General features: G+C 73.9%; 19 protein-coding genes. 8 read left to right on the top strand and 11 right to left on the bottom strand.

The annotated features are described in order from the left end of the window. The coding region (locus tag ACFY7H_RS31455) for an adenosylhomocysteinase (RefSeq protein WP_351857368.1) at positions 1-95 on the top strand (95 nt) is incomplete at its 5' end. 5 nt (positions 96-100) lie between these two features. Beyond that, a complete protein-coding gene (locus ACFY7H_RS31450; protein WP_388945195.1) occupies positions 101-793 on the top strand; it encodes a maleylpyruvate isomerase family mycothiol-dependent enzyme in 693 nt (230 codons plus the stop codon). Positions 794-871: 78 nt separating this feature from the next. On the opposite strand, the gene ACFY7H_RS31445 is transcribed toward ACFY7H_RS31450, so the two are convergent. Continuing rightward, a complete protein-coding gene (locus tag ACFY7H_RS31445; protein ID WP_388945192.1) occupies positions 872-1,615 on the bottom strand; it encodes a PIG-L deacetylase family protein in 744 nt (247 codons plus the stop codon). A 335-nt stretch (positions 1,616-1,950) separates the two neighbouring features. Between ACFY7H_RS31445 and ACFY7H_RS31440 the strand changes: the two genes are divergently transcribed. From ACFY7H_RS31440 to ACFY7H_RS31430, 3 genes are all read left to right on the top strand, one after another. Then, a complete protein-coding gene (locus ACFY7H_RS31440; RefSeq protein WP_388945189.1) occupies positions 1,951-3,525 on the top strand; it encodes a class I tRNA ligase family protein in 1,575 nt (524 codons plus the stop codon). Between the two features lie 383 nt (positions 3,526-3,908). Beyond that, a complete protein-coding gene (gene mshA / locus ACFY7H_RS31435; RefSeq protein WP_388945218.1) occupies positions 3,909-5,225 on the top strand; it encodes a D-inositol-3-phosphate glycosyltransferase in 1,317 nt (438 codons plus the stop codon). A gap of 171 nt (positions 5,226-5,396) precedes the next feature. Continuing rightward, complete coding sequence (locus tag ACFY7H_RS31430) at positions 5,397-5,522, top strand: hypothetical protein (protein ID WP_388945185.1); 126 nt, start codon at positions 5,397-5,399, stop codon at positions 5,520-5,522. Between the two features lie 181 nt (positions 5,523-5,703). On the opposite strand, the gene ACFY7H_RS31425 is transcribed toward ACFY7H_RS31430, so the two are convergent. From ACFY7H_RS31425 to ACFY7H_RS31390, 8 genes are all read right to left on the bottom strand, one after another. Then, positions 5,704-6,756, bottom strand: coding sequence for a LuxR C-terminal-related transcriptional regulator (locus ACFY7H_RS31425; protein WP_388945182.1), 1,053 nt, complete (start codon positions 6,754-6,756; stop codon positions 5,704-5,706). Between the two features lie 220 nt (positions 6,757-6,976). Then, complete coding sequence (locus ACFY7H_RS31420) at positions 6,977-7,444, bottom strand: Fur family transcriptional regulator (RefSeq protein WP_388945179.1); 468 nt, start codon at positions 7,442-7,444, stop codon at positions 6,977-6,979. Between the two features lie 97 nt (positions 7,445-7,541). Next, positions 7,542-8,453, bottom strand: a complete 912-nt coding sequence (locus tag ACFY7H_RS31415; protein ID WP_388945177.1) for a class I SAM-dependent methyltransferase — start codon at positions 8,451-8,453, stop codon at positions 7,542-7,544. A 173-nt stretch (positions 8,454-8,626) separates the two neighbouring features. Continuing rightward, positions 8,627-9,106 (bottom strand): GNAT family N-acetyltransferase, encoded by a 480-nt coding sequence (locus tag ACFY7H_RS31410; RefSeq protein ID WP_388945174.1) that lies wholly within the window; start codon positions 9,104-9,106, stop codon positions 8,627-8,629. A gap of 173 nt (positions 9,107-9,279) precedes the next feature. Continuing rightward, positions 9,280-10,188: a M56 family metallopeptidase gene (locus tag ACFY7H_RS31405; RefSeq protein ID WP_388945171.1), complete on the bottom strand. Its 909-nt coding sequence runs from the start codon at positions 10,186-10,188 to the stop codon at positions 9,280-9,282. After that, entirely contained in the window at positions 10,185-10,574 is a 390-nt protein-coding gene (locus ACFY7H_RS31400) for a BlaI/MecI/CopY family transcriptional regulator (RefSeq protein ID WP_388945168.1), read from the bottom strand. The genes ACFY7H_RS31405 and ACFY7H_RS31400 overlap by 4 nt, the downstream gene beginning before the upstream one ends. A 161-nt stretch (positions 10,575-10,735) precedes the next feature. Beyond that, on the bottom strand, positions 10,736-12,994 hold the full coding sequence (locus tag ACFY7H_RS31395) for a heavy metal translocating P-type ATPase (RefSeq protein ID WP_388945166.1): 2,259 nt from the start codon (positions 12,992-12,994) through the stop codon (positions 10,736-10,738). Positions 12,995-13,084: 90 nt separating this feature from the next. Continuing rightward, positions 13,085-13,372 (bottom strand): cation transporter, encoded by a 288-nt coding sequence (locus ACFY7H_RS31390; RefSeq protein WP_388945164.1) that lies wholly within the window; start codon positions 13,370-13,372, stop codon positions 13,085-13,087. Between the two features lie 191 nt (positions 13,373-13,563). Between ACFY7H_RS31390 and ACFY7H_RS31385 the strand changes: the two genes are divergently transcribed. Both ACFY7H_RS31385 and ACFY7H_RS31380 read left to right on the top strand, forming a co-directional pair. Then, complete coding sequence (locus tag ACFY7H_RS31385; protein ID WP_388945162.1) at positions 13,564-14,532, top strand: hypothetical protein; 969 nt, start codon at positions 13,564-13,566, stop codon at positions 14,530-14,532. 79 nt (positions 14,533-14,611) lie between these two features. Then, complete coding sequence (locus ACFY7H_RS31380) at positions 14,612-14,941, top strand: metal-sensitive transcriptional regulator (protein ID WP_388945159.1); 330 nt, start codon at positions 14,612-14,614, stop codon at positions 14,939-14,941. Positions 14,942-15,129: 188 nt separating this feature from the next. Here ACFY7H_RS31380 and ACFY7H_RS31375 read toward each other — a convergent pair whose 3' ends face one another. Beyond that, complete coding sequence (locus tag ACFY7H_RS31375) at positions 15,130-16,155, bottom strand: alpha/beta hydrolase (protein WP_388945216.1); 1,026 nt, start codon at positions 16,153-16,155, stop codon at positions 15,130-15,132. Between the two features lie 198 nt (positions 16,156-16,353). Here ACFY7H_RS31375 and ACFY7H_RS31370 point away from each other — a divergent pair, with 198 nt between their 5' ends. After that, positions 16,354-17,658 carry an NAD(P)/FAD-dependent oxidoreductase gene (locus tag ACFY7H_RS31370; RefSeq protein ID WP_388945156.1) on the top strand — a complete coding sequence of 435 codons (1,305 nt, stop codon included), beginning with the start codon at positions 16,354-16,356 and terminating at the stop codon, positions 17,656-17,658. Here ACFY7H_RS31370 and ACFY7H_RS31365 read toward each other — a convergent pair. After that, on the bottom strand, positions 17,610-19,034 hold the full coding sequence (locus tag ACFY7H_RS31365; RefSeq protein ID WP_388945213.1) for an amino acid permease: 1,425 nt from the start codon (positions 19,032-19,034) through the stop codon (positions 17,610-17,612). The two genes, ACFY7H_RS31370 and ACFY7H_RS31365, sit on opposite strands and share 49 nt — an antisense overlap. Positions 19,035-19,222 lie beyond the last annotated feature (188 nt).

Below are 19,222 nucleotides of genomic sequence, written 5' to 3'. Positions count from 1 at the left end.
TGGGCGTCAAGCTCACCACCCTGCGCCCGGAGCAGGCCGCGTACATCGGCGTCAAGGTCGAGGGCCCGTACAAGCCCGACCACTACCGCTACTGACGGCCATGGACACCGTGCACACCCTGGAGACTCCCGATACGGGCGCCGAGGTCCGCGACCCCTGGCTACCCGACCGGCTGCTGCGCACCGAACGGGACGCGCTGGTCCCCCTGTTGCGCCGTACGCCCGAGGACGCGTACGGGCTCCGCACCGCCTGCCCGGGCTGGACCGCCCGGGACGTCCTCGCCCACTGCGCCGCCGCCCTGATCCGCATCGTGGAGGGCCGCCTGGAGGAGGGGGTCTTCCTGCCCGCCGCCAACGCCGCGGACGTGGCCGAGCGCGGGGACTGGCCTCTGGCACGGATCGTGGACGAGCTGGAACGCGGCCTCACCGAGGCCGGGCCGGTCATCGCCGCGGGCGACGGCACCCTCGACGCGGTGGCCCTGGGGGAGTGGATCCACGCGGGCGACGTCCGCGCGGCGTTCGGGGAGCCCGGCGCGTACGCCGGCGACAGCCTCCCGCTGGCACTGCCCCTGCTGCGCACCGCCAGCCGCAAGCGGGAGACGCCCCGGCTGGTCGCCCACCTCGGCGGTCACGAAGGGCCCCTGGTCCTGGGCAACGAGATGCCCGGCCGCCCCGCCGCCCGCTTCCGCGGGGACGCGCCGACGCTGATCCGTCTCTACTCCGGCCGCCCGCTGGTCGCGACCCGCTACGAACTGGAGGGCGCGGCCGAGGCGGAACTGCTCATCTACCGCTGACCCCGGACAGCACACCGGCCGGGCCCCGTCCGCCCCACACGGCGAACGGGACCCGGCCGGAGTCCTGAGCCCGCGCCGTCACTCGATGGTGACGACCTGGAAGGCCTCCGCCATCCGGCCCGCGGGAAGTCCCGCCGCCCGGGCGTGCTCACCCAGCCACTCCCGCAGCAGCCCCGCCAGATCGTCGAAGTGCGCGGTCTGCGAGGTGTGGATGCGCAGGGCCTCCACCTTGCGGTCGAAGACGGGGGTGACGTCGACGTACTGATTGGGCGTCGGCCCCGTCATCAGCCACAGCTCCGGCACGATCCACGGCTCCAGGCCCTCCTCCTTCAGGAGCGAGGGGTGGGCGAACGGATTGCGGGCCTCGGGGTAGACGGCCCGCAGTGCGGCCTCGCCCACCGCCCGGTGGTCGGGGTGCAGATCGGCCACCCGGCCCCAGTTGATCTCCGGGCTCGGTATCACCGCGCGCTGCGGGCGCACCTGCCGGATCACCCGGCACAGGTCGCGGCGCAGCTCCACGCTCGCCTCGACGTAGCTGTCGGGATAGCCGAGGAAGCGGACGTCGTCCACGCCGCTGCGCTTGGCCGAGTGCACCTGTTCGGCGCGGCGCAGGTCTCCCATGGCCTGGCGCGGGAGCTGCTCGTCGTATCCGCCCGCGCCGCCGTCGGTGACGATGCAATACGTCACACGTGAGGTGCCCTGCGCGATCCACCGCATGACCGTGCCGCTGACGCAGAACTCGATGTCGTCCGGGTGCGCGGCCACGACCAGCAGGGATTCGGGGGCGCTGCGGTCTGGGCGATCGGTCGCGAAGTGTTCCATGTGATCAGCCTGTTGGGCACGGGCGTGGGCCGCAAGGCGGCTCCTTTGGCGTACTCGCGACATGTCGCCTCTACGCCACGCACGGGCGGCGGCTCGCCCGTACGGACCGTGGACCGGGGTGGTACGGGGTACGGACGCCCTGGTGGGCGGCCCCGCCCGGAGGGCGGTCCGCCGGGCCGGAGGCGGCCCCGCTGGCGTGTCCACGCAACGGCGCGAACGCGCAAGCCAATACCAGACCGTGCGGTTCGTTTCTCTGTCAGTCTTGGCTGGGCACCCCGCTTTCTTCCGTTCCGAGCCTCGCTGCGTCCTTCGCACCACAGCGTCAAGGAGGTCCCATGAGCACCCCCGTCTGGATCACCGCGACCCCGCCGGCCACCCACGGCGAACTGCACGTCGGCCACCTCGCGGGACCGTACGTCGCCGCCGACGTGCTCGCCCGCTACCTGAGGGCCGAGGGCGAACCCGTCCGGTTCACCACGGGCACCGCCGACCACGCCAGCTCCGTCCACGTCCGCGCGCTCCGCGCGGGACGCAAGCCGGAGGAGGTCGCCGAGGGATACCGCGCCGCGATCACGTCGGACTGGCTGCGCTCGGGCGTCGAGTTCGACCACATCGTGCGCCCCCGTCAGGACAAGGGCTACGGGAGCTGGCTGACGGCCCTCTTCCGGCAGCTGTACGCGGACGGGGTCATCGCGGCCCGCACCCGCCTGGCCCCGTACTGCGAGCCTTGTGGACGCTGGCTCCACGGCGCGCACGTCACCGGCACCTGCCCGCACTGCGCGGCGGTCAGCGACGGCGGGATGTGCCACGAGTGCGCCCGCCCCAACGACGGCGGCGACCTGCTGGAGCCGCGCTGCGCCCAGTGCGCCTCGCCCGCCCTGCCCCGGCGCTGCCGACGCCTGTACATCCCGCTGGAGCCGCACCGGGAGGCGCTCGCCGAGTACTGGGCCGGCACCGGCATGCCGCCGAGGCTGGCCGCGCTGTGCGAGTCGCTCGTCGAGGACGGGCTGCCGGACATCGCCGTGTCCCACCCCGCGGAGTGGGGGCTGCCCGTCCCCGTCGACGGCTTCCCCGAGCACCGCATCGACGGCTGCTTCGAGGCGGCGGCCATGCACCTCTTCGGCCACGGAGAGCGGCCGCTGCCCGAACGAGCCGTCCACTTCTGCGGCTTCGGCCACGCCTTCTGCCACGCGGTGCTGCTGCCGGTCCTGCTGTTCGCCCAGGGGATGAAGCTGCCGCAGCACTTCTGCGTCAACGAGGCGTACGTCATCGAGGACGAGGCCCTCGTCTGGGGCTCTGGCCAGAAGGCCTGGGCACTGGACCTGATCACCGAATACGGCTCGGACACCCTGCGCCGGCACGTCCTCCAGGCCCGCCCGCTGGGCCGCCGCACGGCCTTCCACGCCGACCGGCTCGCCGCGGCCCGCCGGGAGCTGGACGAGAGCTGGAACAACTGGCTCGCCCGGCTCTTCGCCGCCGTCCGCGAGGAGTGCGCCGGGCTGGCGCCGGCGGCGCTGCCCGGCGGCACCGGCTGGGAGGTACTGGAGCGGCGGCTGCTGCGGGGGGTGGAGGACCTGCGCGAGGCCTACTCGCCCGAGGCGTTCGACCCACGCAGGGCGGTCGCCCTGCTCGACGAGATGGTGCGCTCGGTGGCCGACTTCGGCCACGTCAACGCGCACGAGACGCACCGCCCCGCCTCCGGTGGCCGCCACCTGCCGGTACTAGCCGCGCAGTTGGCGGTGGCCCGCGCGCTCGGCGCGTGGGCGCGGCCGGTGATGCCGGAGGGTGCGGACCGGCTGGCCGCCGCCCTCAAGACGGCGCCCGGCGGCCCCGTCTCGGCCGCGGCCCTCGTCCCGCCCGCGCCGGGGACCCGGCTGGCCCCGCCCTCGGGCCCGGTGTTCGGCTTCTAGGCCGTCTCTTCCGGATCTTGCTCCCCCAGCTACCGCTGGGAGGTACCCCGAGACCCGCGACGCCTGGCACGGCACCTCGCCGCGTTGTCGGCGCAGCCGAGTACGTCCAGTACGCGCGCTGTGCCTCCGCCCTGCGAGGCACCGCACCAGACGCCGCGGGCTTGACCGGCAAGACCCGAAAGAGACGACCTAGGCCGCGCGCGGAACACCCGTACGGCCCGCACCCCACGTGCCACCCGCACGACGCGCACCAGCAGCACCACCCGCACGACAGCAAGACGACAGAATCCCTTCTCCGCCGCGTGACCGCGCGCCGGTCGCCCCGCGGCGCGGGGCGGACGCGGCCCTCCCCGTAGGAGCTCCACGTGTCCCTGCGCGTCGCCATGCTCAGCGTCCACACCTCGCCGCTGCACCAACCCGGCACCGGGGACGCGGGCGGCATGAACGTCTACATGGTCCAGCTCTCCCGCGCGCTCGCCGAACAGGGCATCGAGGTCGACCTGTTCACCCGCTGCCGGGGCGAGGCCCGTCCCTCCCCGGACGCGCTCGGCCCCGGCGTGCGGGTGCGCCACCTGGAGGCCGGGCCGCGCGCGGCCCTCGCCAAGGAGGACATGCCCGCCCTGGTCGTGCCGTTCTCGCTGGCACTGCTCAAGGAGCGGCGGCGCTACGACCTGGTCCACTCGCACTACTGGCTCTCCGGCCAGGCCGGCCGGATCGCCGCCGCCGGCTGGCGGATCCCGCTGGTGCACACCGCGCACACGCTGGCCCGGGTGAAGAACGAGACCCTCGCCGACGGTGACACCCCCGAACCGGAGCTGCGGATCCGCGGCGAGCACCAGGTCGTCGGCTCCGCCGACCGCCTCATCGCCAACACCGGTGACGAGGCGCGGGCATTGCGGGAGCTGTACGGGGCCGAGGAGCGGCGCACGGAGATCGTCCGGCCGGGCGTCGACCTGCGCACCTTCGGGCCCGGCCGGGGGCGGGCCGCGGCGCGGAGCCGTCTCGGGCTGCCGGCCGACGCCTTCATCCCCCTGTACGCGGGCCGCATCCAGCCCCTCAAGGGCCCCGACGTGATGGTCCGCGCGATCGCCGAACTGCTGCGGGAGGCCCCCGGGCTGCGCCGGCGGACCGTCGTCCCGGTGGTGGGCGGGAACTCGGGGGCCGGGCCGCGCGGCGAGGCCTGGGAACTGGCGCGCGAGCTGGGGGTGTCGGACGTACTGCGGCACTTCCCGCCGGTGCCGCAGGCGGAGTTGGCGCAGTGGTACCGGGCGGCGGACGTCCTGATGGTGCCCTCGCGCAGCGAGTCCTTCGGCCTGGTCGCGCTGGAGGCGCAGGCGTGCGGGACCCCCGTGCTGGCCTCGGCCGTCGGGGGACTGCCGACCGCCGTCCGGGACCGGGTGACGGGGCGGCTCGTACGCGGCAACGATCCCGTGGAGTACGCCCGGGGGCTGCGCTGGTTCGCGGAACACCCCGCGGAGGCGGCCGGCATGGGGCGCGCGGCGGTGCGTCACGCCCGGAGCATGAGCTGGGGGGCGGCGGCCGCGCGGACCCTGGAGGTCTACCGGGACGTCCTGCGCGAGGAGCGGTGGGGCCCGGAGATGAGTGAGGCAGGAGCGGCGGCACGCTCCTGCCTCGCCGACGCCTCTCCCCTGGAGGGTCGAGAAGGCCGGACGGCCACCCTAACAGCTCTTTTGAGCTGACCAAAGATGTGCAGGTGTCACATCTGCATGAACTCCAGATCCGCCCTAAACGCGCTACAGGCCCGTGGTCCGGCCGTGCAATTCATACGAGAATGGAGATGTCTTCGACGGAATACCGGCGGCACGGATCCGCGGAGACGGAATCGCTATTCCCACTCCCTGGAGGAAAACATGTCCGCTGCGCACACCGCCGGAATCCGCGGGAACGCCCGTCAGGCCGCCCCCGCCAGCCCGTCCTGTACCGCGGCCGGTTCCGGCCGTCCGTCGTTCCACTCCGACGACAACGGCTGGGACTGAACGGCCCGCCCCGTCAGCGCCCGTGAAGCCCCATGACCGCCTTCGGCGGTCATGGGGCTTTTTCGCGTCCCGGCGGCGCATTGCGCGGGAGCGGAGTATTTCGGCAGTATTTCCGCGCACCGTCCCGGTGGATCGGAAAAGCCGTCGAGAAACGGTGGAACCGGATCGGTGGCTTATGAAATCAGTCCAGCCAGCCGAGTCGCTGGGCACGTACGCCGGCCTCGAAACGGCTCGACGCCCCCATTTCCTGCATCAGCTCGGACAGCATGCGGCTCACCGTCCGCAGGGATACCCCGAGATTGCGGGCGACCTTCTCGTCCTTCATGCCCGAGGCGAGCATTTTCAGTGCGGCCCGCTGCTGCTCGGAAAGTCCGTCGCCGCCCAGTTCCGGCGCGACGTCGTCGCCGTACGGGGTGGCCGCGTGCCAGCAGTGCTCGTACAGCGCGAGATAGGAGCGGACGAGGGCGGGGCCGCGGGCGAGGATCGCGCCGGCCGCCCGGTCGTCGGGGTGTACGGGCAGCACGGCGAACTGCTGGTCCGCGATGATCATGTTCATCGGGACCGCGGGGGACAGGCGGATCTCCACCCCGGCCTCGACCCGGCGGCGGAGCATCTCCACCGCCTCCGGCGAGGTGGTGATGCGCTGGTGGTAGATGGCGCGGATCCGCACCCCATTGTCGATCTGGCGGCGGTCACGGCTCAGCACCCGGTCGGCGACCTCCCGGACCAGGGCCGTCACGTGCATGGACGTCAGGTCGTGCCGGATGACGTCCGTGATGTCCTCCAGCACCTGCTGGATCCGGCCGTAGTCGTCGAGGATCTCGACCTCCACGTCGGAACCGTTCAGCGAACCGGGCCGCAGGAACCTCCCGACCAGCGTCTCGAGCGCGCTGTACGCCCGGTCGGACTCGTCCAGGTGCTCGCGCAGCCGCTCGCGTTCGCGCTGGAGCATGCGCAGCAAGGCGATCTCGGGGTCGACCACGGTGACCGCGTCCGGACCCGGCTCCCAGGCGCCGGACTGGAGGTCGGCCCGGGTGGCGTGGGTGGTACCGGTCGGCACGATGAGGCCGAGGGAGGTCAGCTCGGCGCGCCACTTCTCGTACTCCTCGGGCGCCAGCCCGAGCTCCTGGAAGACCTCGTTCGGGTCGGACACCCCGCGCAGGCGCAGCTCCTGATAGAAGGCCAGCACCCTGTCGGCGGACTGGATGCCGTCCCTGCCGTCGCCCGTTGCCATCGCGAAGCGACCCCCTCATCTTACGAATCGACAGTCACACTTTGGCACATACCTATGGCGGGGCTCCCGTTCCCCAGAAGGGGATGTGACGGGCGTCACATGGCATCTCCGGGGTGCGTGACGGTGCTTCAGGGCGGCCGGGCCAGGGCTCCGGCGGGGTGGCGCCGGGCCGGCGGGCGCCCGCTTCCCCGCGGGCGCGGGCGGGCGGGGGCGCGGGAGGTCAGTCCTGCGGAGCGTCCAGGCAGTCGGGGCACAGCCCCTTGAAGGTGACGTCGGCGCCGGCCATCCGCCACGCGCCGATCGCCTCACCGGCCGGCTCGGGCACCTCGGCCCCGACGTTCTCCACCCGGCCGCAGCGCACGCACAGCGCGTGCTGGTGGGGCGGGCCGGAGATCTCGAAGACGGCGGGCAGGCCCGGACGGTCGAACTTCGACGCCAGTCCGGTCTCCAGGAAGTGCCGCAGCATCTCGTAGACGGCCTGGCTGGTCAGGGTCCCGAGCCGCTCACGAGCGGCGGCCGTGATGGACTCGACGTCCATGTGGCCGCCCGTCGACAGCACTTGCAGCACCTCGAGCCGCGGCCCCGTGACGCGCAGCCCCACGTCGCGGAGGCGCTGGATCACCGCCTCGCGGCTCGTCGGCCCCTCCACGACAGCCATCATCCCGCCCGTCTCCGCGATCTGGTCCAATCAAACCTTTGGGGCCATCGTACCTCTTGCCCGGCCTCGCGGAACGGGGGACGGGGGCCGCCGGGCGCTGACGGCCCGGACCGCCGCCCGCCCCGCGTCAGGCGTCGGCGCGGCAGACCAGCAGGACGCTCTCCGTCCGCTCGTCGAGGCGGTGGGCGCTCCGGCGCTCCACGCGCAAGCCCGCCCCGTGCAGTTCGGCGGCCAGGCGCTCCGGATCGACGATCCACTTCCGGGTGGTCAGGACCAGCCGCTCGGTGCTCAGCCGGCCCGTGCGGACGCAGTGGTAGGAGATGTGCTCGCTCATCGCGTCCAGGTCGAACACCTGGCGGGCGACCGTCCACTCCTCGACCCCGTCGAACCGGGGGACCTGGAACGCCCAGGTGCGCCGGGGGTCCTGCGACAGCCCGCGCAGCCCGTGGGCCGTGTAGTCCAGGGCGAGCGCACCGCCCGGCTCCAGATGCGTGGCGATCTCGCGCAGCAGCCCCGGACGGGCGTGGGGCGGCACGGCCGAGATCATCGTCCCCGCCATCAGGGCCAGCCGGTACGTGCCCCGCAGCCGCAGCTCCGCCAGATCCGCCCGGGTGGTGACCAGCGATCCCGACACCTGCGGCCCGATCCGCCGGCCCCAGGCGCGCAGCCGCTCCAGACTGGCGGCGTCCCGGTCCACGGCCTCCACCCGGAAACCCTGGCGGGCGAAGGGCACCGCGAGCCGCCCCGCACCGCAGCCCAGGTCCAGGACCGGGCCGCCCGCGCAGCTCCGCGCGAGGCTCAGGTAGCGGACGATGTCCGCGCTGTGCGGGCCCAGCAGAGCGTCGTGCAGCCAGAGCGCGTCCTCGTCGGCGGGCGCGGCCGACTCCAGGCCGGGCAGGTATCCGGCGGGCCGCAGCACGGCGGGCGCGCCGTGCGCCGCCGGAGCGCCGGCCGCCGTGCGCGCGGACGGCGGGAGCGGTGCGAACGGGGAGGACGCGACCGGCGGGACGGACAGGGAAATGCCGCTCGGGGTGTGCATCGCTCCTCCAGGGGGTCGCTCGGTCCAGCCGTCCGGTGCGGGGCTCCCGTGCCGCCGGGACCGCGCCGCTGAATGAATCCTGTCCCGCGGAGGCGGGCCGGGGCCAGAGCGGGAGGCTGCGTGAACACGCGATGGCGTGGATCTGCCACACCCCGCCGGAGGGCGGGCGGCCGTCAGAGCGCGCGGCCGAGCCTGACCGGTGTGAGCGCGGCGAAGCCGTGGTGGGCGAAGAAGGGCTGGGCCGGGGCCCGTTCGACGGGCAGGGTGATCCGCTGGTTCGTCGCCCCGTGCGCCCGCATCCGGCCGGTGGCGGCCTCCAGCAGCGCCGTCCCGACGCCCTGCCGCTGCCGGTCCGGGGTCACGCACAGGGCGTAGATCTCCCCCTCGGCGGCGACCGGCACACCGCCGGAGACCGCCCCCAGCACTCTTCCGTCGGTGTCGGACGCGACCAGCCAGCCGAGCCAGGCGGGCGCTCCGCCTGGAATTTCAATTTCCGCTCTTATGCGGGGGAGAGCGCAATGATCCGACACCAGGCGGCCCACCCGGATTTCCCCGAGGACCTCGCCGTAGCCGTCGCGAATCGCTTCGGCGAGGAGCCGTGAAATCGCCGTCGCGTCGCCGGGCGCTGCCGTCCGCACCTCAGCCAGCAGCATTCTTCCCGCACCTCTCGCCGTACCGGTCCTGCGCCCGCACGGGCTCAGAATAGCGGGCAATTCGAGTGGCCGGGCGCGGCGGTAAATCTACGAATTGGCTTAGTAAATAGCCGGGTTGGCGGAGTGGGGCGGGAAGGCGGCAGCGGGAGCGAAGGGAAGGAGACGATCCGCTATCAGGAGGTCCAACAGCACGCGACCATCAGCGGAACGACGGTCGACACCGCCGCGGCCACCGCCAGCACCCCCCGCAGCACCGGGCGCCCCGCCCGGCGCGGCCCCAGGATGCGCCGCATCCGCACCGCCGCCGAGGGTCCGCCCGCCGCGAACGCCCTGCGGGGCGCCCGACCCGAGGCCAGCGCGTACAGCGCCGTGGCCAGCGCGTCGCTGGAACACCCGCGCAGCGCCCGGTCGTCGGCCGCCATCTCCAGCAGCAGCGGCACGGCCCGCCCGCCGATCCGGGCCAGCGGCAGCCGGCGGAAGACCGCGCAGTACGCGCCCGCCGCCGCGACCAGCAGGTGGTGGCGGCCGCCGATGTGGGCCCGCTCATGGGCCAGCGCGGCGGCCAGCTCCTGTTCCGTCAGGACCTCCAGGGCCCCCGAGGACACCACCACCCGCCGCGAGCGCCCCGGCAGGCAGTACACCGCCGGGCGCGCGTCCTCCAGTACGGTCACCCCCAGCCCGGCGTCGTACCGGCCCACGAGGCGCAGCAGTTCGGCGTGCCGGCCGCGGGCCCGGCGCGCCCGCGCGAGTTCCCGTACGAAACCGGTGACCGGGACCGTCAGCACCGCCAGCGCCGCCGCCGCGGCGAGGGCCTCCCGCCCGGAGGCCGCCGCCAGCCGGGCGCCGGAGGGCGGGGTCAGGGTCATGACCGCGTCGATGAGCCGGTGGCTGGACTCCGCCGGGAGCAGCAGCTGCGCCGGCAGCATGGCCGTGGCCAGGGCGAAGACGGCACCGCACACGATCCAGGCGGCCAGCCCCATCCGGGGCACCTGCTGCGCCCAGCGGGCGCGCACCAGCAGCCACGGGATCACCAGGCCGGTGATCAGGGCGAGTCCGAGGGGCGGCAGGACGTGGTGGTTCACCGGCCGCTCCCCTCTGCCGGACGGTCGGGGCGGGCGGCGCGCAGGGCCTCGTCCAGGGCCTCCACGTCCTCGTGGGACATGCGCTCCACGAACCGCAGCAGCGCTGCCCTGCGGTCCTGGCTGTCGCCGAGCGCGTCCTGCATCAGCGCCGCGGTGTACTCCTCGCGGCTGCGGACCGCCTCGTACATCCAGGCGCGGCCCGATTTCTCGCGGGTCAGCCAGCCTTTGCGGTACAGGATGTCCGCCACGGTCATCACCGTGGTGTAGGCGACCTTGCGCCGCCGGTTTATGTCGTCGACGATCTCGCGGACCGAGGCGGGGCGTTCCCACTGCCACACCCGGTCCATGATCTCGGCCTCCAGCTCTCCCAGCCGGCGTACGCGCATCCCTCTCGGCCCTCCCCCTCGCGAGCGGCTCATCGTACGGCCCGTCACCCCGGCCCGGTCATACCCCGGCCCGGTACACGGGCGCCGCGACGCGCGCCGCAACGACCGCCGCCCCTCCACCCGGACCGTACGGGTGGAGGGGCGGCGGGCGCGGGGGCCGCTCAGCCGGCGGAGGCCCGGAAGCCGCGCAGGCGCAGGCTGTTGCCGACGACGAAGACCGAGGAGAAGGCCATGGCCGCACCGGCGATCATCGGGTTGAGCAGTCCGGCCGCGGCGAGCGGCAGGGCGGCCACGTTGTAGGCGAAGGCCCAGAACAGGTTCGAGCGGATGGTGCCGAGCGTCTTGCGGGCGAGCCGGATGGCGTCCGCCGCGGCCCGCAGGTCACCGCGTACGAGGGTCAGGTCGCCGGCCTCGATGGCCGCGTCGGTGCCGGTGCCCATGGCCAGGCCCAGGTCGGCCTGGGCGAGGGCGGCCGCGTCGTTGACGCCGTCGCCGACCATCGCGACGCTGCGGCCCTCGGACTGCAGCCGCTTGACGACGTCGACCTTGTCCTGCGGCATGACCTCGGCGATGACCTCGTCGATGCCGACCTCGGCGGCGACGGACTCGGCGACGGCCTTGTTGTCGCCGGTCAGCAGGATCGGGGTGAGGCCGAGGGCGCGCAGCCGGCGGATGGCCTCGGCGCTGGTGTCCTTGACCGCGTCCGCGACCTCCAGGACCGCGCGGGCCTCACCGTCCCAGGCCACCGCGATCGCGGTACGGCCGGCGGCCTCCGCCTCGGACTTGGCGCGCTCCAGGTGCGGGGGCAGCTCCATCGCCCACTCGGCGAGCAGCTTGCCGCGGCCGACGAGCACGGCGTGGCCGTCGACGACGCCCTGCACGCCGAGGCCGGGGATGTTGGCGAAGTCCTCGGGGGCGGGGAGGGCACCGACCCTCGCGGTGGCGCCGGCGGCGACCGCCTGCGCGATGGGGTGCTCGGAGGCGTGCTCCAGCGCTCCGGCGAGGCGCAGCACCTCGGCCTCGTCGGTGCCCTCGGCGGTGTGCACGTGGAGCAGGGTCATCCGGCCGGTGGTGACGGTGCCGGTCTTGTCCAGGACGATGGTGTCGACCTTGCGGGTGCTCTCCAGGACCTCCGGGCCCTTGATCAGGATCCCGAGCTGGGCGCCGCGGCCGGTGCCGACCATGAGGGCGGTGGGAGTGGCCAGGCCCAGGGCGCAGGGGCAGGCGATGATGAGGACGGCGACCGCCGCGGTGAAGGCGGACGCGAGGCCCGATCCGGTGCCGAGCCAGAACCCGAGGGTGGCCAGGGCCAGTCCGATGACGACGGGGACGAACACCGCGGAGATCTTGTCGGCGAGCCGCTGGGCGGCGGCCTTGCCGTTCTGGGCGTCCTCCACCAGCCGGGCCATCCGGGCGAGCTGGGTGTCGGAACCGACCCGGGTGGCCTCGACGACGAGGCGGCCGCCCGCGTTGAGGGTGGCGCCGGTGACGGAGTCGCCGACGGAGACCTCGACGGGCACGGACTCGCCGGTGAGCATGGAGGCGTCGACGGCGGAGGAGCCCTCGACGACGGTGCCGTCGGTGGCGATCTTCTCGCCGGGGCGGACCAGGAAGCGGTCCCCGGGCTGGAGTTCGGCGGTCGGCACGGTGACCTCGCGGCCGCCGCGCAGCACGGTGACCTCCTTGGCGCCCAGTTCGAGCAGCGCCTTGAGGGCCGCGCCGGCCTTGCGCTTGGACTTGGCCTCGAAGTACCGGCCGGCCAGGATGAAGGCGGTGACGCCGGCGGCCGCCTCCAGGTAGATGTTCCCCGCGCCGTCGGTGCGGGCGATGGTGAACTCGAAGGCGTGGGTCATGCCGGGGGTGCCCGCGGTGCCGAAGAACAGCGCCCACAGTGACCACAGGAACGCGGCGATCGTGCCGACCGAGATCAGGGTGTCCATGGTGGCCGCGCCGTGCTTGGCGTTCGTCCAGGCGGCGCGGTGGAAGGGCCAGGCCGCGTACGTGACGACGGGCGCGGTCAGGGTCAGCGAGAGCCACTGCCAGTAGTCGATCTGGAGGGCCGGGACCATGGCCATCGCGATCACCGGCACGGCGAGGGAGACGGCGGTGACGAGCCGCTGGCGCAGCGGAGCGAGCCCGTCGTGCTCCTCCGGTTCCGTCCCGGCGCCCGGCGCGCCGCCCGTGCTCGGCGGCGCGGGCTCCTGCGCGGTGTAGCCGGTGGCCTCGACGGTGGCGATCAGGTCCGCGACGGAGATGTCGGCGTCGAAGGTGACCTTGGCCTTCTCGGTGGCGTAGTTGACGGTGGCCTCGACGCCGTCCATGCGGTTGAGCTTCTTCTCGATGCGTGCCGCGCACGAGGCGCAGGTCATGCCGCCGATGGCGAGCTCGACCTGGGCGGCGCCGGGAGTGATGGTGGTCATGAGTGCTGCTCCTCGTTCGAGCGCGGGGTGGGAGCCGGGGCCCGTGGACGGACGGGCCCCGGCGGCCGGGCGTGTGGGACGGGCCGGGTGTCAGGCGCGGCCGGTCAGCTCGTAGCCGGCGTCGTCCACCGCCGCGGTGATCGCGGCGTCGTCGGGCTCGCCGGTGGTGGTCACGGTCACCACGCCGCCGTCGACGTCCACGTCGACGGAGAGGACGCCGTCGAGCGCGCCGACGGACGCGGTGATGGCGGTCCGGCAGTGTCCGCAGGACATGCCGGACACGCGGTAGACGGTGGCGGTGGCCTCGGCCACGGCCACGGCGGTGGTACCGCCGGCGTTCGTACCGCAGCTGCCTTCGGGGGTGCAGCAGGAAGACATGTGTTTCTCCTTGATCGGACCTCAGTCGTGCCGGTACCCGCCGGGGGTACCCGCCTGACTCCAGATATACCCCCCGGAGGTATGCATCGCAAGTGCTGCCCCGGCTTGACTTGATACCCCTGGGGGGTATCGTGAAGTCTATGAAACCGCTGGATGCGGCAGTGGTACGTACGTCGTAGGGGAGATCAGCCATGAACACCGGAGTGAAGATCACCGTTTTCGCCGCCGCGCTGGCGGCGACCTTCGGCACCGCCTACGGCGTCGGCGCGGGCGTGGGCCCCGTGGGCGCGCCGGCCAAGCCCGGACACGGCGGTCACGCGGCGCGGACCCCCGCGGGTGGGGAAGGATCCACCGCGCACGGGGCCCACGACGGGACGGCGGCAGCGGCTCCCGCGGCCGGCGGGCTCCAGGTCTCCGAGGGCGGGTACACGCTCAGCCTGGACACCCCGCGGGTCGCGGCGGGCCAGGGCGAGCTGCGGTTCTCGGTCAAGGACGCGGAGGGCCGCAAGGTGACCTCGTACAAGACCGAGCACGGCAAGGAGCTGCACTTCATCGTGGCCTCGCGCGACCTCACGGTCTACCGCCACCTGCACCCCGTGCGCGCCGCGGACGGGACCTGGTCGGTACCGGTGGACCTGCCCGCGGCCGGCGCGTACAAGGCGTTCGCCGACTTCGCGCCCGCCGCGCCCGGCGCGAAGAACGTCACCCTCGGCGCGGACCTCCTCGTCCCCGGGGCGCACGCGCCCGAGCCGATGCCGCCGGCCGTGAACACGGCGGACGTGGACGGCTACCGGGTGGCCCTGGGCGGAACCCTCGACCCCGGCAAGCCGGGCGAACTCAGGCTTACTGTCAGCAAGGACGGCAAGCCCGTCACCGACCTCGAGCCCTACCTGGGCGCTTACGGCCACCTGGTCGCCCTGCGCGACGGCGACCTCGCCTACCTGCACGTCCACCCCAACGAGGGCGGCCCCGGCCCGGACGTCTCCTTCACAGCCACCGCCCCCAGCACGGGCACGTACCGGCTCTTCCTGGACTTCCAGCACCAGGGCAAGGTGCGCACGGCGGCCTTCACCGTCAACGCGGGCGGTGGCACGGCCCCGGCGGCAGCCCCGGCCGCGCCCCCGGCGGCGCCGGAGGAGCCGGGCGGCCACTCCCACTGAGAGGCACACCGCATACCCCCCGGGGGTCTGCAAAGGTCCGCGACGAGAGGGACGAACGAACGGGAAGGGATCGATCGCCGTGCCCGCTTACACCGCACATCCCGCACACGCCGGTGGCACCGCCACCGCCCCCGCCTACAGCGCGCACAAGGACGACGTCCTCAAGCGGCTGCGCCGCATCGAGGGCCAGGTGCGCGGCCTCCAGCGCATGGTGGAGGAGGGGACGTACTGCATCGACGTGCTCACCCAGGTCGGCGCCGCCACCAAGGCGCTGCAGTCCTTCGCCCTCACCATGCTGGAGGACCACCTGCACACCTGCGTCGCCGACGCCGTCGCCGAGGGCGGCGACAAGGCGCGCGAGAAGGTCGAGGAAGCTTCCCGGGCCGTCGCCCGCATGGTCCGCGCCTAGGCCGTCTCTTCCGGATCTTGCTCCCCCAGCTACCGCTGGGAGGTGCCCCCAGACTCGCGACGCCTGGCACGGCACCTCGCCGCGTCGTTGCGGCACCCGAGGACGTCCAGTAATCGGGAGCCGCTCCGCCTTGCGATGCACGGCACCGGACAGCGCGGGCTTAACCGGCAAGATCCGAAAGAGACGACCTATCGGATCCGCCCGCCCCGCCCGGTGTCGGGCGGTGGGCGGCCGGGGGTGGCGGGCCGTGCGAGCAGGCGGCGCAGCCAGCGGGTGCGGGCCTCGCGGGCGTCGAGGGTGAGGGCGGCGTGCGGGGCCAGGCCGTCGAAGCCGTGGCAGGCGCCGGGCCACACGTGCAGTTCCGCCTCTCCGCCCGCCTGCCAGAGCGCGTTCGCGTACGCCACGCCCTCGTCTCGGAAGACCTCCGCCGAACCGACCTCGACATAGGCCGCCGGGAGCCCCGAGAGGTCCGTGGCGCGCGCGGGAGCCGCGTACGGCGGCAGGTCCTCGGTGCCGTACCGCTCGCCCAGCAGCGCCTGCCAGGCGGTCGCGTTGGAGACCGGGTCCCATACCCCGGCCCCGCTCATCTGCCGGCCGGAGAAGGTGGCGCCGCGGTCGTCCAGCATCGGGCTCAGCAGCAGCTGCCCCATCGCCCTCGGGCCGCCCCGGTCGCGCGCCAGCAGGGCCAGGGCCGCGGCGAGCCCGCCGCCCGCGCTCTTGCCGCCGATGACGACGCGGTCCGGGTCCACCCCCAGCTCGTCCGCGTGCGCGACGGCCCACACGAGCCCGGCGTAGCAGTCCTCCAGCGGCTCGGGGTAGCGCGCCCGGGGCGCCAGGCGGTACTCGACGGAGACGACGGCCAGCCGCAGCGGGAGCGCCCACTCGCGCAGGATCCGCGGCAGCACGGACCGGGCGTTGCCCGAGATCATCCCGCCGCCGTGCGGGTAGTACAGCAGCGGCAGCCTCCCGCCCGCCCCGGCCGGCCGCGCGCTCACCAGCGTGACCTCCGGAGCGCCCCCGGGCCCCGGCACGGACAGCTCCCTCACCTCGAACCGCCCGCCGTCGCGCAGCGCTTCGAGCGCCGGCCGGGGCCGGGAGCCGACGTCCCGGGCCTGCCACGCGGCGAGGTTCCCCGGCGTGACCGGCTCCCGCACGCGCGCGCCCACGGCCCCGAGCGCCGCCCGCAGTTCGGGATCGAAGGGCGGCACCGGCATCGGCACCCGCGCCCCGTCGGCCCCCGCCCCGCCGTCCTCGGAACGGCCTGCCCGCTCTCCCCCGGAACCCATGCGGCCCAGCCCATCACATGACCGGCGACCGGCGGCGGCACCCCTGCCGGATTGACCATGCTCCTGACAGCATTGGCGCGCGCCACTCCCACGACCGCACCACACCCCCAAGGGGGCGATCAGCGCATGACCAAGCCTGAGAGCGCGGGAGACGACTACGACGTCGTCATCAGCGGAGCCGGCCTCGCCGGCAGCGCCGCGGCGATCCTGCTCGCCCGGCGCGGTGTCCGCGTCGCACTGCTGGAACGCCGCTCGGACCCCGAGGCGTACAAGGTGCTGTGCACCCACTCCATCACGGCCAACGCCCACCCGGTGCTGGACGAACTCGGCCTCCTGCCCGCGCTCGAAAAGGCCGGGGCCGTCCGCAACCATGCGCGCTGGTACACCCGCTGGGGGTGGATCGAGCCGAGGGCCGCGCCCGCCGGCCCCGCGCTGCCGTACGCGTACAACGTCCGCCGCAGCACCCTCGACCCGCTGATCCGCTCCCGTGCCGCGCGGACCCCGGGCGTCGACCTGCTGCTCGGCCACCAGCCGGCCGGGCTGGTCCGGGAGGCCGGGCGGACCGTGGGGGCGCGGGTCAAGGCGCCCGGGGGCGAGCGGGAGATCCGGGCCCGGCTCGTCGTCGGCGCCGACGGCAAGGACTCGGCCGTGGCGAAGTTCGCCGAGGTGCCCACCCGGCAGCACGAGAACGGGCGGTTCGGCTACCTCGCGCACTTCCGCGACCTGCCGCTGCACGGCGGGGTCGGCCAGGCCTGGTTCCTGGAGCCCGACATGGCGTACGCGTTCCCCAACGACGACGGGGTGACCGTCCTCGCGGTGCTCCCCGGCAAGAAGCGGCTGCCGGCCTTCCGTGAAGACCTGGAGGGCAGCTTCCTCTCCTTCGTACGGGCCCTGCCCGAGGCCCCGCCCGTCGACTCCGCCGAGCGCATCAGCAAGATCATCGGCACGGTCGACTACCCGCTCGTCACGCGCGAGCCGACCGCACCCGGCGTCGCACTCGTCGGCGACGCCGCCCTGACCAGCGATCCGCTGTGGGGAGTGGGGTGCGGGTGGGCCCTGCGCCCGCACCCACCGGCGCCGGCTGCGCGGCCACCAGTCCCTGGCCGTCGACTACGCCAGGGCCCGCCCGTTCAATGCGGGGGAGCGGCTGATGTTCGCGGCGGCGGCGCGCGACGAGGCGATGGCACGGCACATGCACCTGTTCGCATCCCGCCTGATCGGGCCGCTGCGCTTCCTGAACCCCGGGGCACTGGCCAGGGCGGCGGCCGTCAACCTCCGCCACCGGGGGGCGGGTGTGCCGGACCGTTCCTCCGGAGGGCGGGCGGACACCCGCTGAGGCCCCCGCGCCGCCGCCCGGCGGACGGCCCCCCGGAGGACACCGGTCAGACGATGTCCTCCGCGATGTCCGCCTGTTCGCGGGCGTTGCCGTAGGGGGCCGGGGTCCCGTACGAGCGCCGGGCGGCGTACCACCACACACTGGCGAGGGCCAGGACGACCACCAGGGCGATCACCGCGTAGTTCATCGAGTCGACCGTCACCGGGGACTTCTGCGGCAGGCAGAACAGGACGGTGACCAGGCCCACCCAGACGACCGCGATCCAGCCGACCGGCTTGCTCCAGCGTCCCAGGTTCCACGGGCCGGGCCGGAACCGCTTGCCGGCGCGCAGCCGCAGGTACACGGGGATGGCGTAGGCCGGGGTGATGCCGATGACGTTGATGGCGGTCACGGCGCCGTACGCGGTGGCCGAGTAGAGGGAGGGCAGCGCGAGGACGCCGGCGGCGGCGACGGAGAGCCAGACGGCCGGAACCGGGGTCTGGCTGCGGCTGCTGACCCGGCGCCACAGGGAGGAGCCGGGGAGCGCGTTGTCACGGCTGAACGCGAAGACCATCCGGCTCGCGGCGGCGACCTCGGCGTTGCCGCAGAACAGCTGCGCGACGATGACGACGAGCAGCAGGGCGGAGGCGCCGCCGGAACCGAGGGCGTCGAGGAAGATCTGGGCGGGCGGGACCCCGGTGGCGGTGCCCTGGACGGCCGCGTAGTCCTGGATGGCGAAGGTCAGCCCCGCGAGCAGCGCGAACCCGGCGAGCCAGGAGACCCAGATGGCCCGCACGATTCCCTTGGCCGCGGAGACGGAGGCGTTCGAGGTCTCCTCCGAGAGGTGCGCGGAGGCGTCGTAGCCGGAGAAGGTGTACTGCGCGAGCAGGAGGCCGATCGCCGCCACGTAGAACGGGTTGGCCCAGCCGGTGTCGTTGACGAACTCGGTGAAGACGAACGAGGCCGGCTGGTGGTGGTCGGGGACCAGGGCCAGGGCGCCGACGATCGCGGCGACGCCGGCCAGGTGCCACCAGACGCTGATCGAGTTGAGCACGCTGACGAGACGGACGCCGAAGAGGTTGAGCACGGCGTGCAGCAGCAGGATCGCCAGGAAGATCAGGAAGGTCGAGCCCGGGGTGGGCACGAAGCCGAACTGGAGGTTGAGGAAGGCGCCGGTGAACAGCGCGGCGCCGTAGTCGATGCCTGCGATGGCGCCGAGGAGGCCGAGCAGGTTCAGCCAGCCCGTGTACCAGCCCCAGCGGCGACCGCCGAGCCGGTCGGCCATGTAGTAGAGCGCCCCGGAGGTGGGGTAGGCGCTGGTCACCTCGGCCAGGGCGAGGCCCACGCAGAGGACGAAGAGGCCGACGCCCGCCCAGCCCCACAGCATCACGGCCGGGCCGCCGGTGCCCAGGCCGAAGCCGTACAGGGTCATGCAGCCGGACAGTACGGATATGACCGAGAAGCTGATGGCGAAGTTGCCGAAGCCGCCCATCCGGCGGGCCAGGACGGGCTGGTAGCCGAGCTCTCTGAGCCGCTCCTCCTCGTCCTGGCGGGGTGGGAGCTTGTGGTCCGGGCGGGCTGCCGGCGTGGTGCGCGACACGGGGGTACCTCCGAAGTGGTGGAGCGGGGGACGGGGGTGGAGAGCGGGAGCAGCGGTGGCGGGGGAGCCGGCGCTGCGGA

Source organism: Streptomyces sp. NPDC012794, assembly GCF_042901085.1.
In the GTDB taxonomy this organism is placed as follows: Bacteria; Actinomycetota; Actinomycetes; order Streptomycetales; family Streptomycetaceae; genus Streptomyces.
Note: the sequence above shows the minus strand (reverse complement) of the source record. Positions and strands in the feature narration are given on the sequence as shown.

Coding starts and splice junctions, on each gene's coding strand:
- ACFY7H_RS31450 (WP_388945195.1), top strand. CDS start 101: ATGGACACCGTGCACACCCTGGAGACTCCCGATACGGGCGCCGAGGTC.
- ACFY7H_RS31445 (WP_388945192.1), bottom strand. CDS start 1,615: ATGGAACACTTCGCGACCGATCGCCCAGACCGCAGCGCCCCCGAATCC.
- ACFY7H_RS31440 (WP_388945189.1), top strand. CDS start 1,951: ATGAGCACCCCCGTCTGGATCACCGCGACCCCGCCGGCCACCCACGGC.
- mshA (WP_388945218.1), top strand. CDS start 3,909: ATGCTCAGCGTCCACACCTCGCCGCTGCACCAACCCGGCACCGGGGAC.
- ACFY7H_RS31430 (WP_388945185.1), top strand. CDS start 5,397: ATGTCCGCTGCGCACACCGCCGGAATCCGCGGGAACGCCCGTCAGGCC.
- ACFY7H_RS31425 (WP_388945182.1), bottom strand. CDS start 6,756: ATGGCAACGGGCGACGGCAGGGACGGCATCCAGTCCGCCGACAGGGTG.
- ACFY7H_RS31415 (WP_388945177.1), bottom strand. CDS start 8,453: ATGCACACCCCGAGCGGCATTTCCCTGTCCGTCCCGCCGGTCGCGTCC.
- ACFY7H_RS31410 (WP_388945174.1), bottom strand. CDS start 9,106: ATGCTGCTGGCTGAGGTGCGGACGGCAGCGCCCGGCGACGCGACGGCG.
- ACFY7H_RS31400 (WP_388945168.1), bottom strand. CDS start 10,574: ATGCGCGTACGCCGGCTGGGAGAGCTGGAGGCCGAGATCATGGACCGG.
- ACFY7H_RS31395 (WP_388945166.1), bottom strand. CDS start 12,994: ATGACCACCATCACTCCCGGCGCCGCCCAGGTCGAGCTCGCCATCGGC.
- ACFY7H_RS31390 (WP_388945164.1), bottom strand. CDS start 13,372: ATGTCTTCCTGCTGCACCCCCGAAGGCAGCTGCGGTACGAACGCCGGC.
- ACFY7H_RS31385 (WP_388945162.1), top strand. CDS start 13,564: ATGAACACCGGAGTGAAGATCACCGTTTTCGCCGCCGCGCTGGCGGCG.
- ACFY7H_RS31375 (WP_388945216.1), bottom strand. CDS start 16,155: ATGCCGGTGCCGCCCTTCGATCCCGAACTGCGGGCGGCGCTCGGGGCC.
- ACFY7H_RS31370 (WP_388945156.1), top strand. CDS start 16,354: ATGACCAAGCCTGAGAGCGCGGGAGACGACTACGACGTCGTCATCAGC.
- ACFY7H_RS31365 (WP_388945213.1), bottom strand. CDS start 19,034: ATGGGCGGCTTCGGCAACTTCGCCATCAGCTTCTCGGTCATATCCGTA.